This window comes from Streptomyces tibetensis (genome assembly GCF_040647715.1).
Lineage (GTDB): Bacteria > Actinomycetota > Actinomycetes > Streptomycetales > Streptomycetaceae > Streptomyces > Streptomyces tibetensis_A.
Genome location: NZ_JBEZCR010000001.1, coordinates 298053 through 312966 on the forward strand (window position 1 = coordinate 298053; position 14914 = coordinate 312966).

General features: G+C 73.0%; 11 protein-coding genes. 7 read left to right on the forward strand and 4 right to left on the reverse strand.

All coding sequences use genetic code 11. The features are described from left to right. Nucleotides 1–19: 19 nt before the first annotated feature. Both AB0B29_RS01355 and AB0B29_RS01360 read right to left on the reverse strand, forming a co-directional pair. Complete coding sequence (locus tag AB0B29_RS01355; RefSeq protein WP_362232375.1) at nucleotides 20–868, reverse strand: SMP-30/gluconolactonase/LRE family protein; 849 nt, start codon at nucleotides 866–868, stop codon at nucleotides 20–22. Beyond that, a complete protein-coding gene (locus tag AB0B29_RS01360; RefSeq protein ID WP_362232378.1) occupies nucleotides 865–1638 on the reverse strand; it encodes an IclR family transcriptional regulator in 774 nt (257 codons plus the stop codon). The genes AB0B29_RS01355 and AB0B29_RS01360 overlap by 4 nt, the downstream gene beginning before the upstream one ends. A gap of 238 nt (nucleotides 1639–1876) precedes the next feature. Between AB0B29_RS01360 and AB0B29_RS01365 the strand changes: the two genes are divergently transcribed. After that, nucleotides 1877–3901 (forward strand): TerD family protein, encoded by a 2025-nt coding sequence (locus tag AB0B29_RS01365; protein ID WP_362233864.1) that lies wholly within the window; start codon nucleotides 1877–1879, stop codon nucleotides 3899–3901. Nucleotides 3902–3963: 62 nt separating this feature from the next. Here AB0B29_RS01365 and AB0B29_RS01370 read toward each other — a convergent pair whose 3' ends face one another. Then, complete coding sequence (locus AB0B29_RS01370; RefSeq protein WP_362232381.1) at nucleotides 3964–5208, reverse strand: PucR family transcriptional regulator; 1245 nt, start codon at nucleotides 5206–5208, stop codon at nucleotides 3964–3966. Nucleotides 5209–5210: 2 nt separating this feature from the next. Beyond that, nucleotides 5211–5363, reverse strand: coding sequence for a hypothetical protein (locus AB0B29_RS01375; protein WP_010042314.1), 153 nt, complete (start codon nucleotides 5361–5363; stop codon nucleotides 5211–5213). 214 nt (nucleotides 5364–5577) lie between these two features. Here AB0B29_RS01375 and AB0B29_RS01380 point away from each other — a divergent pair, with 214 nt between their 5' ends. The 6 genes from AB0B29_RS01380 to AB0B29_RS01405 all read left to right on the forward strand — a co-directional run bounded on the left by AB0B29_RS01380 (nucleotide 5578) and on the right by AB0B29_RS01405 (nucleotide 14902). Further along, nucleotides 5578–6573 (forward strand): DUF3068 domain-containing protein, encoded by a 996-nt coding sequence (locus AB0B29_RS01380; RefSeq protein WP_362232384.1) that lies wholly within the window; start codon nucleotides 5578–5580, stop codon nucleotides 6571–6573. A 218-nt stretch (nucleotides 6574–6791) separates the two neighbouring features. Next, nucleotides 6792–7940: a glycosyltransferase family 4 protein gene (locus tag AB0B29_RS01385; protein WP_362232387.1), complete on the forward strand. Its 1149-nt coding sequence runs from the start codon at nucleotides 6792–6794 to the stop codon at nucleotides 7938–7940. A gap of 80 nt (nucleotides 7941–8020) precedes the next feature. Beyond that, a complete protein-coding gene (locus AB0B29_RS01390) occupies nucleotides 8021–8746 on the forward strand; it encodes a class I SAM-dependent methyltransferase (protein ID WP_362232389.1) in 726 nt (241 codons plus the stop codon). After that, a complete protein-coding gene (locus AB0B29_RS01395) occupies nucleotides 8743–12918 on the forward strand; it encodes an alpha-(1->3)-arabinofuranosyltransferase (RefSeq protein WP_362232392.1) in 4176 nt (1391 codons plus the stop codon). Before AB0B29_RS01390 ends, AB0B29_RS01395 begins: the two co-directional genes overlap by 4 nt. Further along, nucleotides 12915–14162, forward strand: a complete 1248-nt coding sequence (locus AB0B29_RS01400) for a condensation protein (protein WP_362232395.1) — start codon at nucleotides 12915–12917, stop codon at nucleotides 14160–14162. Before AB0B29_RS01395 ends, AB0B29_RS01400 begins: the two co-directional genes overlap by 4 nt. Beyond that, complete coding sequence (locus AB0B29_RS01405; RefSeq protein WP_362232398.1) at nucleotides 14159–14902, forward strand: class I SAM-dependent methyltransferase; 744 nt, start codon at nucleotides 14159–14161, stop codon at nucleotides 14900–14902. Before AB0B29_RS01400 ends, AB0B29_RS01405 begins: the two co-directional genes overlap by 4 nt. Nucleotides 14903–14914: the final 12 nt, after the last annotated feature.

The window sequence follows — 14914 nt, forward strand, 5'->3', positions numbered from 1 at the left end:
CCCCTGTCCCTGTCCCTCGTCAGCCGGCGAACGCGGGCTGGGGCAGTCCCTTGCCCGCTCCCGGCACCACGAACAGGGATCCCGCCAGTGCGGGCGGGTCGGTCAGCCCCACCCGGGCCGTCGTCACGTACAGGTCGGTCAGCCCGCCCCCGCCGAACGCACAGGCCGTCACCAGCGGCACCGGCAGCTCGACCACCCGGTCCAGCTCACCGTCGGGGGTGTACCGCCGCACCGCCGAGCCCTGCCACAGGGCGACCCACACGCACCCCTCGGCGTCCACGGTCAGCCCGTCCGGGAAGCCCGCGCCCTCCTCGATCTCGGCGAGGGTCCGCCGCCCGGAGATCCGCCCGTCCGCGTAGTCGAAGACGTCGACGCGCCTGGTCGGGGAGTCGGCGTAGTACATGAGGCGCCCGTCGGGGCTCCACCCCGTGCCGTTGCTGACGGCCACGTCGTCGAGCACGACCTCTGTCGTGCCGTCCCCGGTGAGGCGGGACAGCGTGCCGCCTCCGGGCGCCTCGTCGTAGCGCATCGTGCCCGCCCACAGCGCGCCGTCGGGCGCGACGGCGGCGTCGTTGGCGCGGCGGCCGGGGACCGGTTCGTGGTGGAGCCAGCGGAAGGTGCCGTCGGGGTCGAGGAGGCCGACGCCGTCACGCAGGTTCAGCACCAGTCCGCCGCCGGTGCGCGGCTTGACGGCGCCGATGTGCTGTTCCGTGCGGCGCAGGGTGCGGCGCCCGGTGGCCGGGTCGTAGGTGTGCAGGCGGCAGCCGAGGATGTCGATCCACAGCAGCCGGCCGGTCGCCGCGTCCCAGGTGGGTCCCTCGCCGAGTTCGGCCTCGGCGCGCACCGCGACCTCGTACGGCGTCGTCATGCCACGCTCCGGTGGCCGAGGTGCTCGGACAGCTCGGCGGCACCCTTGACGGCGAGCTGCTCCAGCTCGGCCCGGCGCTCCTCGCTCCAGCGGATCATGGGCACGGAGATCGACAGGGCGGCGACGACCTGCCCGGTGCGGTCGCGGACCGGCGCGGCCACGCAGGACACGTCCGGGTTGGACTCGCGGTTCTCCACGGCGAGGCCGCGCTCACGGATCTCGGCCAGGGCCTCGCGCAGGGCGGCCGGGTCGGTGATGCTGTTGGGGGTCATCGCGACCAGCTGGGCGCTGTCGGGGATACGCGCGGTGAGCTCGTGCTCCGGGAGGGAGGCCAGCAGCATCTTGCCGACGGAGGTGCAGTGGGCGGGCAGCCTGCGCCCGGCCGCCGACACCATCCGCACGGCGTGCGTGGAGTCGACCTTGGCGATGTAGATGACGTCCGTGTCCTCGAGGATCGCCACGTGCACGGTCTCGTCGCAGGTCTCGGCGACGGACCGGGCGACCTGCTGCCCCTCGGCCGCGAGGTCGAGCTGCTCGGAGTAGCGGGCACCGAGCTGGTACGGGCGCACGCCGAGCCGGTAGCGTCCGGGCTGGCCGGGCATGGGAACGATGTACTTCCGGGCGGCGAGCGTGGTGACCAGCTCGTGCACGGTGGTGCGTGGCAGCTGGAGCCGGCGCACGATGTCGGGGGCGGAGAGCGTCCCGTCCCCGTCGAGAAAGAGCTCGAGAATGTCGAGAGCCCGGGTCACGGCTGGTACGAGGCGTCCCACGACCGGCCCCCTCCCTATATATGTCTCAGGCGCCTGCGTTCCGGATCCCGGTGTTCGAGATATCAACAGGCGATCGGCATGACGAACACAGGCTAGCCATAGAGGTAGGTCCGGGCAATGGGCGGAGTCCGGCCGAGCGGAAACCCACGAGCGCCCCACGTGCACGTGGTGTGCACATTAAAGTGCCGTGTGCGGCACGTCACAGGTGTCGCAGAGGTGGGGGGTTTCTGTGCGCGACATGACCATGGGCTCGAACGTGTCCTTAACGGCCCTGAGCGAGAACGTCGGCTCCGCGATCGTGAGTCTGGGATGGTCCAGCCCGACCGGCGAGGGCGACGCCGACGTGTCCGTCCTGCTGCTGAACGGCGACGGCAAGGTACGCAGCGACGCCGACTTCTACTTCTACAACAACCCGGTGGCCGCCGACGGCAGCGTGCAGTTGCTCGGCAAGGAGCCGACCGGGGACGGCAGCGAGGACCGGATCAGCTTCGATCTCACCGCGGTTCCGGCAGAGGTCGAGCGGATCGTCGTCGCCGCGAGCCGCTACGAGGGGGCGCGCTTCGGCGAACTTGACGATCTGAAGGTGACGCTGGCCGACGCGGGCGGTGAGAGCCTCCTCCGGTTCGTCATCGAGGACGCCGGCCAGGTCAGCGCGATCATCTTCGGTGAGCTGTACCGGCGGGGCGAGGAGTGGAAGTTCCGGGCCGTCGGTCAGGGCTACGAGAGCGGGCTGGCGGGGCTGGCGACGGACTTCGGCGTCGACATCGAGGACGACGAGACCGAGGGCGAAGAGACCGAGGCGACGACGGAGGCGGCCGAGGAGCCGCCCGCCGGCACCGCCGGCTCTCCACCGTCGGCGACCCTAGAGGCCGTCCCCGCCCCGCGCCCACCGGCCGAGGAGGTGACCGCGTCGCAGAAGCGGACAGCCCGGCCCCGGACAACGAAGAAGAAGGTCACACCGCCCAGGCCGCCCGCCAGGAGCCTCGCGGAGAACGAGTCCTGGAGGCAAGCCCGCCTCTTTCCGGTGTCTGCCCTGAAGAACGACCGGGACCGGGAGACGCGGGCCACGTCGGTGCTGCTGTCGGTGATGGCCCAGGTGCCCCGGTTCGGCAGACGCATCACCGCTCCCTTCGGCGCTCCGTCCGGCCGGATGGAGACGTTCACCGAAGTCTCCCTGCCGCACGGCGACACGCCCCGTCGCCCGGACGGGGTGATCCGCGTCGAGCGCGCCGGCAAACTGTGGACGGCACTCGTCGAGACCAAGACCAACGGCAACCCCCTCAAGTCCGACCAGGTGCAGGCCTACATGGACATCGCGGCCCGGCGTGGCTACGAGGCTGTGATCACCTTGTCGAACGATGTCGCGCTCGAGGGCAGCCCGCTGGTCGACGTGAAGATCGACCGGCGTCGCAAGCACCAGGTGGCGCTCTGGCACCTGTCGTGGGCAGAAGTGGCCCACCAGGCCCAGATGCTCATCCGGCACGAGGGCGTGGGCAACGCGGCGCGCACCTGGTTGCTCCAGGATCTGCTGCACTACCTCCAGCACGACAACTCCGGCTGTCACGGCTTCCAGAACATGGGCGCGGCCTGGGTCCCGGTACGCAACGGGATCAATGACGAGACCCTCTGTCACGGCGATCCGCGCGCCCTGGAGGTCGTGGAGAGCTGGGAGCGGCTCATCCGGCAGGTGTGCCTGCGGCTCGGGGGCGAGCTCGGGCAGAAGGTGCTGCCCGCCCAGCGCACCCGGCGGGGCACCGATCCCGGGGCCCGCCGCGCCCGCCTGGCCGACCAGCTGTGCGTGGAAGGCCGGCTACAGGCGGAGTTGCGGGTCGAGGGGGCGCCCGGCCTGCTCACCATCAGCGCCGATCTGCGGACCGCCAAGCTGCGCACGTCGGTGGAGATCCCGGCACCCGAGCAGGGCTACCCCCTCACCTGGGCCAAGCGTCTGGTCCGCCGCCTCGCCGAGGCACCGGCGGACCTGCACGTGGAGACCCTGGTGGAGGGCGGGACGGGCGGCCCGCGGGGCACGCTGGAGCGGCTGCGCCCCGAACCCGCGGACCTGCTCCCGAAGGACGGCTCGACCCGCATCACCGGATTCCGCCTGTCCCTCTTCAAGGGCATGGGGAGCGGCCGCGGGAGCGCCGAGTCCGGCTTCATCCGCAGCGTCGACGACGCCGTGCACCGCTTCTACACCTCCGTGGTGGTGCACCTGGACCCTCCGGCTTCCGGGCGTTCCGCGGGCAGGGAGCGGGCCACGGTGTGACGCGAGGCTGCGGTGGTCGTCGCCCCCGCGCGGCGGTGGTCGTCGCCGGGTGAGCCGGCCGCTCACCTCCGCCCCCGCTTCGCCCCCAGCTCCCCTCTCAACCGCTGTGCCCGCAGCACCAGTTCCAGTTCGAAGCGGCGGTCCGGGTCGTCTATCTCGTCGCCCCACAGTTCGCGGATCTGGCGCAGGCGGTAGCGGACCGTCTGGGGGTGGACGCCGAGGCGGGTGGCTACCTCGGGGGCGCCGCCTCGGGTTTCCAGCCAGGCCAGGAGGGTTTCGGCGAGGCGGCGGCCGTGCGTGGGGCCGCAGTGGGTCAGGGGGGCCAGGCACCTGAGGGCCAGGTCGTCGATGAGTTCCTCGGGCTGGAGGAGGACCAGGGCCTCGGTGTGTTCGGTGCAGTGGAGCACCTCTCCGGAGGGCAGGAGGTTCCGTTCCATCAGACGGACCGCCGCCTCCGCCCAGCGCAGCGACTTCGCCGCGTCGGTGAGCGGGACCGGTGGGCCGATCGCGCCGGACCAGCCGGCCAGGGCCCGGTGCAGGAGCTCGGGGCGGCCCGCGGCGTCCGGCTCGGGCACCACCATGCGCGGCTGCTCGTACTCCATGTCGAGCAGCACGCCCTGGCCGACCGCGGGGGCCATCGCCTCCCTGGCCGGACGGAGCAGCACGCCGACCGCGACCTTGGCCGGTAAGGGCCAGCCGATGCGGGCGGCGCGTTCGGTCAGGGCCTCGGCGGGGTCGCCGCGGTGGTGCTCGGCGAGGAGCAGCTCCATCAGGCGGCGCTGCAGCCGCAGGCGTTCGCCGGCCTGGCGGGCGGCGGCCTCGGCGTAGCCGCGTACGGACTGGTCGACCAGGCCGTCCAGGTACTCGTAGCCCGCGTCGACGAGTTCGTACATCGCCGGGGGCGGGATCTCCACGCGCTGGCCGATGTCGGCGAAGCGCCGCCAGGCCAGCCGTACGCCCATGCGGTAGATGGCCTGGAGGGAGTCGAGGGAGCGGCCGTCTCTGCCCTCGCCCCGGCCGAAGTCCTGGAAGACGCCGGGCGGGACGGTCGGGCGTCCCTCCGAGTGCTCCAGGTGCTGCACGAACACCTCGATGGCGCGGCGGATGCCGACCAGGGCCATCGGCTCGCCGGAGTCGTCGAGGACCACGGGCAGATGCGGGTACTCGCGCTGGATCTCACGGAGGATCTCCTCGGCGAGTGCGGGCGCCTCGGCCATGGCGATGGCGGCGAACCGGCGCACCTGGAAGCGCGGTACGTCGTGCCAGGCCGAGAGCGTCGTGACGGCTGCGGTACGGGCGGCCGTCATCGTCAACTCCCCTGACCGGCTTGCTCGTACGTGATGAGAGGGGTGTTCGGCTGGTCGGGTGTGGCTTCGAGCAGCGCGACCACGCCCAGCGCGGCGCCCACGGCGAGGGCGGCGGCGAGCGCGACGGTCAGCGCGGCAGCGAGCAGTCTGGACATCGCAGGGTCAGCCTCTCTGTCCGGATTCGCCCGGAGATCGTCCGGAGGTTGCCCCACCCCGGCACCCCGTCCCTGCCTGTCGCGCCCAGTCTCGACAAGCATTGACACCCCGTCAAGAGCGGCCTACGGTTCCCGGCCCAGCCGCACGTGCGCATCCCGCCGCCGTGCCGGCCCTCTCGTACGTCGAGCCGTCCCAAGCCACTGGAGTGCCCGGATGCGCCGTACAACCTCTCCCTTTTCCCTGGTCCTGCTGGGTCTCGGCACGTTCCTGCTGGTGCTGGCGCCGCTGCTCGCCTGGTACGTGGAACCGCGTGCCGCGGTGAACCCGATCGACATCGACACCACCGCCGTCTACACCGGCCGGGGCAGCGTCTTCGACACCGACCGGATCGAGACGGTGTCCGACCGGAAGATCACCGTGACCCAGCGCGTGCGGGGCGACGTCGAGGACAGCGAACGCAGCGGCAACGCCATCTGGGACGTGACGACCACGGTCGACACCGACAAGTCCCTGCCGGCCGCCGATCCGCACGACGCGCTGGACTTCGTGCCGCACCGCTGGGTGATGGACCGGAAGACCACGCGGCCGGTGCACTGCTGCGGGGAGAAGCCGTACATCGAGGGCGAGGCGTATCTGAAGTTCCCCTTCGACGTGCAGAAACGCTCCTACCAGTGGTGGGACAACACCCTCGGCGACACGGTCGTGCTGCGCTACCGGGGCACGGCGAGGATCCAGGGCTACACCGGCTACAAGTTCACCGGCTCGGTGCCGCCGACGCGGACCGGCACGCGCCTGGTGCCCGGCAGCCTCGTCGACCAGCCGAACCGGCCGCAGGTGCAGGCCGAGGAGTGGTACTCCAACCATGGCTTCGAGCTGGTGGTGGACCAGGCGACGGGACGCGTGATCTACGCGCAGACCGGCCCCCGCCGGACCCTGCGGGCACCGGGCGGGAAGAAGGACGCGGCGGTGCTGCTGGACAGCCGGAAGGTCTCGTTCACCACCGGGACGCAGAAGGAAGCGGTCCGGCAGGCGAAGCGGGACAGCGGGCAGCTGCGGCTGGTGGGCACGACGCTGCCGATCGGGGCCGCGGCGGCCGGCTTCGTGCTCGCGGTGGTGGGGGGCGTTCTCGTGGCGCGTGGGCGGAAGGAGCCGGAGAACCCCGTTCCGGCGGAAAGGCCCGATACGCCCCAGCCCACCCTCACGAAGTGATGTTCCGTCAGCTTCAACAAAGCCCGAAATTGTCACGTCGGTGAGTAGCCGTGGCGAACGTCCGGGCGAAAACTGTCCAACCCCACCCGAGCACATCCCGTCCACACTCCCCTCCCAGGAAGAGCTCAGGCTCCCCACGGGCCGACCCCTCCGTGACGACCACACCCCCACGATTTCCCCACGCTGAGTTCCGCACCCCGAGACGAGTTGGAGCACCCATGCCCCAGCACGTACCGTCCATGCTGCACGCCGCGTCCCCCAGCGCGCAGCACCCCCCGGCGCTCCCCCCACATCCGCGCCGGATCGTCTTCCTCGCCCATCGTGATCTGGACAATCCGTCCGCCGGCGGCTCCGAGCTGCTGGTCGACCGGCTCGCCGACGGCCTGACCCGCCTGGGCCACGAGGTGACCCTGCTGTGCGGGGGGCCCGCGGCCCTGCGCGACTATCGCGTCGTGTCCGCGGGCGGCCCGTACGGGCACTACCTGCGCGCGAGATCGGCCTTCACGCGCCGGGTCGGCGACTGCGATCTGCTGGTGGAGGTGTGCAACGGCATGCCGTACCTGGCGCCGTTGTGGCACCGGGGGCCCACCCTGTGTCTGGTCAACCACGTGCACACGGATCTGTGGACGATGCGCTTCGGCGGGCCGCTGGCACCGGCGGCACGGATCGGCCGAAGACTCGAGCACTGGGCCCTGGCGGGGGCGCAGCAGCGCAACCTGCTCGTCGCCGTGTCCTCCTCGACCGCCCACGCGTTGCGGGCCATCGGGGTCGAGCGGGAGCGGATCAGGGTCGTGCACAACGGGGTCGAGGAGCCGGGCCCGATGGCCGAGCGCTCCGCCGAGCCGCTGTTCGTCGCCGTCGGGCGGCTGGTCGAGTACAAGCGGGTCGATCTGCTGCTGCGGCTCTGGGAGCGGGTGCGGCCGGTGACAGGCGGCCGGCTGGTGATCGTCGGTGACGGGCCCGAGCGGGAGCGTCTGGAGCGGCTCGCCGGTCCGGGTGTGGAGTTCACCGGGTATGTGACGGAGGCCGAGAAGCACCGACTGCTGTGCGCGGCCTGGCTGTTGCTCCATCCCTCGGCGGTGGAGGGGTGGGGTCTCGTCGTGACGGAGGCCGCGGCCCGCCAGACGCCGAGTGTGGCCTTCGACGTGCCGGGGCTCAAGGACTCCGTGGTGGACGGCGAGACCGGCGTTCTCGCGCGCGGTGAGTCCTCGTTCGCCGCGGCGTGGTGTGCGCTGGCCCTGTCCGGGCGGCAGCGGGAGCTGATGGGCAAGGCGGCCCAGGAGCGTGCGGCGCGGTTCCGGTGGGACCGGACGGTGCGGCAGTTCCGGGTGGTGGCCGCGGAGGCGGTGAGGGGCTGGGCTCCGTGAGGCGGCTCACGGTCCGTCGTGGCCCGTCGCGCCCACGCGGCCCAGCCGCACATGTCGCAGCCCCGCACCCCCAGGCTCCGTTGAAGGACCCCTCGTTCCGGCGATCCCTTGCCCTGTTCCGTGCCTTCCTCCACGAGCAGGACGATCCCGAGAGCTGTTACTCGTTGCTCGCGCGCGACGCCGTGGACCAGGTCGAGGCCTACGACGGTCCGGTCGCGGGACGTACCGTCGTCGATGTCGGGGGCGGCAGCGGGTACTTCACCGAGGAGTTCCGGCGTCGCGGGGCGAACGCGTTCCTCTTCGAGCCCGACCCGGCGGAGCTCGGCGGGAAACCCCCTGCCGCGGCGGTCGTCGCCGACGGGTACCTGCTGCCGCTGCGGGACGGCGTCGCGGACGTCACCTTCTCCTCCAACGTGCTGGAGCACGTGGCCGATCCGGAGACGTTCCTCAGTGAGCTGGCCCGGGTGACGCGGCCGGGCGGGCTGATCTACGTGTCGTTCACCAACTGGCTGTCGCCGTGGGGCGGGCACGAGTGGGCCCCGTGGCACTGGTTCGGTGCCGAGCGGGCCCGGGCCCGCTATCTGCGGCGGACGGGCAGGCCCCCCAAGCACACGCTGGGCGAGAACCTGTTCGCGGTGCACATCGGCTCCACCCTGAGGCAGGTGCGCTCCCGGGACGACGTCAGGATCGTCTCGGCGCGTTCCCGCTACTGGCCGTTCCTCGCGGAGACCGTCGTCAAGGCGCCCGGCATCCGTGAGTTCGCCACCTGGAACCTCCTCCTCATTCTGCGGCGGTGTCCTCCATGACAACCACGGTCCAGGCTCCCCCTCCGGCAGCCGTCCCCACCACCGCGACCACCGCGGGCCCGCCCGAAGGCCCGCGGTCGCGACGCTGGCTGCCGGCCTTCTGGGCCGTGGTGTTCGTGTTGTTCCTCGCGGTGCAGCCGGGGCGGCAGACCTTCGACACCAAGCTCGGGGTCACAGTCGATCCGGGGCAGTTCCTCGCCGATCTGGGCCAGTTGTGGCACGACCGGGCCGGGTCCGGCGGGATCCAGGACCAGTACGTCGGCTATCTGTGGCCGATGCTGCCGTTCTACTGGCTGTGCGACCTCGTACGGCTGCCGGTGTGGCTGGCGGAGCGGCTGTGGCTGTCTCTGATCGTGTCCGTCGCCTTCTGGGGTGCGTTGCGGCTGGCGGAGCGGCTGCGGGTGGGCAGCGGGGCGTCCCGGCTCCTGGCGGCCGTGGCCTATGCGCTGTGGCCGGTGTTCACCACTGTCATCGGGTCGACGTCGGCCGCCGCGCTGCCCGGGGCGTTCCTGCCGTGGGTGCTGCTGCCGCTGACGGGCGAGCGGTACGCCGCCCGGGTCGCGGCCCTGCGGTCGGCGCTGCTCGTGCCGTTCATGGGCGGGGTGAACGCGTCGGCGACGCTGGCCTCCCTGCTGCCGGTCGGGTTGTATCTGCTGTCCCGGCCACCCGGCCCCCGGCAGCGCAAGCTGATCGCCTGGTGGACGCCGGCCGTGCTCGTGGTGACCGCCTGGTGGTGGGTGCCGCTGCTGCTGCTCGGGGTCTACGGCGAGAACTTCCTCCCCTATATAGAGACCGCGCGGACGACCACGGACACCATGTCGGCGACCGAGGCGCTGCGCGGCGCCGGGAACTGGGTCGCCTATCTGCACCTGGGTGAGGCGTGGCTGCCGGCCGGCTGGGCCGTGGCGTCCTCCGTCGTGGTGATCCTCTGCTCGGCGCTCGCGGCCGGGCTCGGGCTCGCCGGTCTGGCCCGGCGGGACATGCCCGAGCGGCGGTGGCTGGTGCTGACGGTGCTGGTGGCGGCGCTGGTGCTGCTCGCCGGGTACGGCGGGGCGTTCGGGGCGCCGTTCCACGGGGTGGTGCAGGGCTGGCTGGACGGGTGGTTGTCGCCGTTCCGGAACATCTACAAGTTCCAGACGGGTGTGGCCCTGGCGCTCGTGCTGGGGCTGGCGCATCTGGTGGGGGTGGCCGCCGAGCCGCGCGGGGCCCGGCGGGTGCGCGGGCGGCGTTTCGCCCCGCTGGCCGCGGCCGTGCTGATCCTGCCCGGGCTGCTGTGGCCGTACCTCAACGGCTCGATCCTCAGCCCGGGTTCGTTCCGGAAGCTCCCCACCTATTGGCAGGCCACGGCCGACTGGCTGGAGAAGTACTCGCCCGACTCGCGTGCCCTGGTCGTCCCGGCGACCGCGCACGGCCTCTACACCTGGGGCTCCCCCGTCGACCAGCCGCTCGACGTGCTCGCCGAGTCGCGGTGGGCGCAGCGCGACTACGTGCCGTTCGGCACCCCCGGCAACCGGCGGGCGATGGACGCCGTCGAGCAGGCGCTGCTGTCCGGGGCCGAAGTCCCGGGCTTGGCCGACTACTTGAGCAGGGCCGGGCTGTACTTCGTCGTCGTCCGCAACGACCTCGACCCGGACCAGATCGGCTACGTGCCCACCCCGACCGTCAAGCGCACCCTGGAGCAGTCGGGGTACGAGCGGGTGACGGGGCTCGGGCCGGTGATGACCGGCGGCCGGATCGCGCAGGACGCGCCGCTCCAGGTGGAGGGGCTGTATCCGCGGCAGCGGGCCGTGGAGATCTACCGGCCGACGGGTGAGGACGTGGTCCGGCCGGGGCAGGCCGGTCTCGCCCCGGTCTCCGACACGGCCGTGGTGTCCGGCGGGCCCGAGGCGCTGCTGCCGCTGGCGGAGCGGCTGCGCGGGCGGGCGACCGTCCTGACCGGCGACAACCACCCGGGGCTCGGCACCCCGGCCGTGCAGGTGCTGGGAGACGGGCTGCGGCGGGCGGACACGCGGTTCGGTCTGGTCAACGCCGGTACGTCGTACACGTACACGCGCGACGAGCGCAACGCGCCGGACGCCCTTCAGGACGCGGGTGAGAAGCCGCGGCAGATCCTGCCCGCCGAGGGCGCCGACCACCAGACGGTGGCCGAACTGCGGGGCGCCCGCTCGCTGTCGGCGTCCTCGTACGGCAACTGGCTGTTCCATCTGCCGCAGTACGACCCGGTGAACGCCTTCGACGGCAACCCGGACACCGCGTGGGCGGAGGGCGCGCCGGACACGCCGGACGGGCAATGGCTGCGCATCGGCTTCACCGGCCGCTACGACATGCCGTCGTCCTTCGAGGTCACGCCGCTGCCGCAGGAGAGCGTGCGGGCGGCGGCGACGAAGGTGCGGGTGGAGACCGAGAAGGGCGAGCGGACGAGCTTCCTCCAGCCGAACGGTACGACCCAGCGGGTCAGGGCGCCCGAGGGCGCGACGGGTTGGATGAAGCTGACGATCCTCGACTCCGTGCAGCGCAGGGCCGGGCTGACCGGCGCGGGTTTCTCCGAGATCGATCTGCCGGACGTGCAGGTGACCCGGCTGCTGCGGCTCCCTGCGGACGCCGAGGACGCCACGTCGGCCGCGACCGTCGTCTCCCTGCACCGGGCCTCCGACCCCACGGGCCTGTCCGCGACCGGCACCGAGGCGGGCCTGCACCGCCGCTTCACCACCCCGGCCGCCGGGACGTACGAGGTGAAGGCGAGCGCGGTGCCCGTGCCGGGCACGGAACTCGACGAACTGCTCTACGAGGTCGCGCCCGGGCAGCAGTCCCGAATCGTCGCCACCGCCGACTCCACGGCGAGCCTCGGTGCGGGCCTCGCGGCACGCAACCTCACCGACGGCGACCTGACGACGGCGTGGATCGCGGGTGACCGCCCGACGATCCACCTGCGCTGGGAGGGCAAGCAGCCGGTCGGCGAACTGGTCCTGGCCCCCGCGGGCGGTCTGTCGGCCCGCGCGTCCGAGGTGCACATCAGCTCCCCGGACGGCGCTGCCGTCGCCGGCGCCGACAAGAACGGCTGGGTCCGCTTCCCGCCGATCACCACCGACCGGCTCGACATCACGGTCACCGAGACGGCCCCCCTGACCCTGCACAACCCGGTCGCCGACGAGGACCTGCGCCTCCCGGTGGGCCTCACGGAGGCGTACGTCCCGTCCCTCGACCAGTACCGCACCCCCCAGCCCGACGGCACCCGGAAGTTCTCCCTGCCCTGCGGCAAGGGCCCGGTGGTGGCGCTGGACGGCGAGCTGTACGAGACGGGCGCGAAGGGGACCGTGCGGGACCTGGTGGAGCGGCGGGGCGTGGAGGTGACGCTCTGCCAGGAGGGCCGGGACGACACCGAGGTGCGGCTGGACACCGGTGAGCACCGCCTGGAGGGCGGCGACGCGGGGCCGCTCGCGCTCACGGACGTGACCCTGACCCGCGGCACGGTCCCCGAGGCCGCGGCGGCCGGGCGTGACCTGCGGATCCGGGACTGGCTGGGCGACCGGCGCAAGGTGACGGTCGGCTCGGGCGGGGCCTCGTACCTGACGACGTACGAGAACTTCAACGACGGCTGGCGGGCCACGTTGAACGGCAAGGAGCTGACCCCGGTGCGGCTGGACGGCTGGCAGCAGGGCTGGCGGGTCCCGGCCGGGGCGGGTGGCGAGGTCACGCTGTCCTACGAGCCGGCCACGACCTATGACGCCGCCCTGATCGGCAGTGGTGTCGGCATCGCGGTCCTGCTGGGCCTCGCGCTGTGGCGCCGCCGGGACCCCAACCCCGACGCCCCGCAGCCGGTTCCGCCGCCGCCCGGGCTGTGGCTCGGCACGGTGGCGCTGACGCTGGTCGGGGCTGCGATCGCGGGCTGGTTCGCGCTGCTGGTCCCGGCCCTGGCCCTGCTCGCCGCGCGGCGCCACGCCCTGCTGGTGCCGATCGCCTTCGCCGCCCTGGCCGGGGCCGGGATCGTCGCGGCGTTCGGGGCCGGGGAGCCGGTGGGCGCGGGCGAGGGGGCGTTCGGGCACCTGGCCCAACTGCTGGCGCTGATCGGCCTGTTCGCGGGGCTGGTGAGCCTGAGTGAAGGGCCGCCTCCCGCGCAGGCGCCTACGCAGCGGTTGCCGAGGACGGACGCCGGGGAGGGCAAGACCGTATGACGGCACCGGTACGCATCCCGTTCCCGGTGGTGGACGAGGTGTCCCGGCACTGCCTCCAGGAGGCGGAGCCGGAGACGGTCCACATCGAGGTGCACCTTCCGGGCACCCTCGACCAGGGGCGTCTGCGCAAGGCGTTCCTGGAGGCCCTGCACCGGCATCCGCGGATCCTGATGCGGGAGGCACGGGGGCCCTGGTACCGGCGGCGGTACGAGTGGGAGCTGACACCGGAGCCCGATGTGGAGGTGGTGACCTTCGCCCCGCCGGGTCCACGCGCCCTGCGGGACGCCAGGACCCGGGCCCTCACCGACGCCCCGCCGTTGTCGCTGTCCCCGCCGATCCGGCTGGAGGTGGTGGACTCGGTCCTGCTGCTCACCATCAACCACACCGCCCTGGACGGCCCGGCCTGCCTCCGGGTCCTGGCCACGGCCGCCGAGCTGTACGGGGGCCGGGACAACTCCCCGGCGGCGCCCCCGACCCGCCCCGCCGAGCCCCGGCGGGAGGCTCCGGACACCCCGGGCGGCTGGTCGCCCCCGGCGCGGGTGGCCCACGGCAGGCCCGAGCCCTCTCCCGGCAACGGCGTGCTCGTGACCGAGCTGCCCCTCCCGCACCGTCCCAAGGGCTCCCCGTACACCGTCAACGACCAGCTGATGGTGACCACGGCCCTGACCATCGCCCACTGGAACCGGGAACACGGCGCGCGCCCCCGGCCCCTGCGCATCACCATGCCGGTGGACGACCGGCCCCGCGACACCACGATGCCCATCGGCAACGGCACCCGCCTGGTGGAAGTCCCTTACGCGCCGGGGGAACTGGACGTCACCGACATGCCGGCCCTGCTGCGCCGCACCGCGGAGCGGACCCGGGCCCTCAAGTCCCTCCCCCGCCCCCAACTCGGCCACGGGGCCGCCCTTCTGACCGCGCCCTGGGCGCCCGTCGGGGCCCGCGCGGCCGTCACCCGCACCCTGCGCAGGGCAGCCGCGCCCTGGACGTCGACGACCCTGCTCAGCAACATCGGCCGGATCCCGTACCCGTTGGACTTCGGGGAGGAGGCGGGCCGGGCGCACGCCGTCTGGTTCTCCGCCCCGGCCCGGATGCCGCGCGGCCTGACGGTGACTACCGCCTCCACGGCCGGCCGTCTCCACCTGGCCCTGCGCTGGTCGAAGGCCCTGCTCGGCAGCGGTGACGGCGCCCATCTCCGCGACCTCTTCGAGCACTACCTGCACACCACGGAGGTGACCCCGTGACGACCCGGGCCACCACCGGCGCCCCACCGCGCGACCTGCGCGACTTCTACGAGAACCCCGCCGTGCCGGTCGCCTCCGGCACCCCGCGCAGCCTCCGCCAGGCCCGCATGCTGGCCCGGGCCCTCGGACCGGCGGCCGGGGCCCCCCGGACCGTCCTCGACATCGGCTGCGGGGACGGCACCGCCGCCGCCACCGCCGCCCCGCTCCTGCCCGGCCACCGGGTCATCGGCGTCGACTGGTCCCAGGACGCCCTGCGCCGCGCCCGCACCCGCATCCCGTACGCGGTCCGCGGTGAACTGACCGGCGGCGGGCTGCCGTTCGCGTCCGGGTCGGCCGACGCGGTGCTGTTCAGCGAGGTCGTCGAGCACCTCGTCGACCCGGACGCGGCCCTCGACGAGATCCGGCGGATCCTGCGCCCCGGCGGGCATCTGATGCTGTCCACACCGAACCTGGCCGCCTGGTACAACCGCGGCCTGCTGCTGGCCGGGGTACAGCCGGTGTTCTCGGAGGTCAGCCTGCGCGGCATCCACGGCCGCCCGGGCAAGGAGGTCGTGGGACATCTGCGGCTGTACACCGCCCGCGCACTGAAGGAGTTCGTCGCCGCGTCCGGGTTCACCGTCGTACGGCTCGAAGGGGCCCCCTTCCACGGCGTGCCGCGCCCGCTGCGGCCGCTGGACCGGCTGGCCTGCGCCCGGCCGCAGCTCGCGTCGATCCTGCTGCTGCACGCCAGGAGGACGTAGCCCATGTGGTGG

Bases quoted from the DNA above. Each gene is read 5' to 3' on its own strand.
- AB0B29_RS01355 (WP_362232375.1), bottom strand. From the start codon at position 868: ATGACGACGCCGTACGAGGTCGCGGTGCGCGCCGAGGCCGAACTCGGC.
- AB0B29_RS01365 (WP_362233864.1), top strand. From the start codon at position 1,877: ATGACCATGGGCTCGAACGTGTCCTTAACGGCCCTGAGCGAGAACGTC.
- AB0B29_RS01370 (WP_362232381.1), bottom strand. From the start codon at position 5,208: ATGACGGCCGCCCGTACCGCAGCCGTCACGACGCTCTCGGCCTGGCAC.
- AB0B29_RS01375 (WP_010042314.1), bottom strand. From the start codon at position 5,363: ATGTCCAGACTGCTCGCTGCCGCGCTGACCGTCGCGCTCGCCGCCGCC.
- AB0B29_RS01380 (WP_362232384.1), top strand. From the start codon at position 5,578: ATGCGCCGTACAACCTCTCCCTTTTCCCTGGTCCTGCTGGGTCTCGGC.
- AB0B29_RS01385 (WP_362232387.1), top strand. From the start codon at position 6,792: ATGCCCCAGCACGTACCGTCCATGCTGCACGCCGCGTCCCCCAGCGCG.
- AB0B29_RS01395 (WP_362232392.1), top strand. From the start codon at position 8,743: ATGACAACCACGGTCCAGGCTCCCCCTCCGGCAGCCGTCCCCACCACC.
- AB0B29_RS01400 (WP_362232395.1), top strand. From the start codon at position 12,915: ATGACGGCACCGGTACGCATCCCGTTCCCGGTGGTGGACGAGGTGTCC.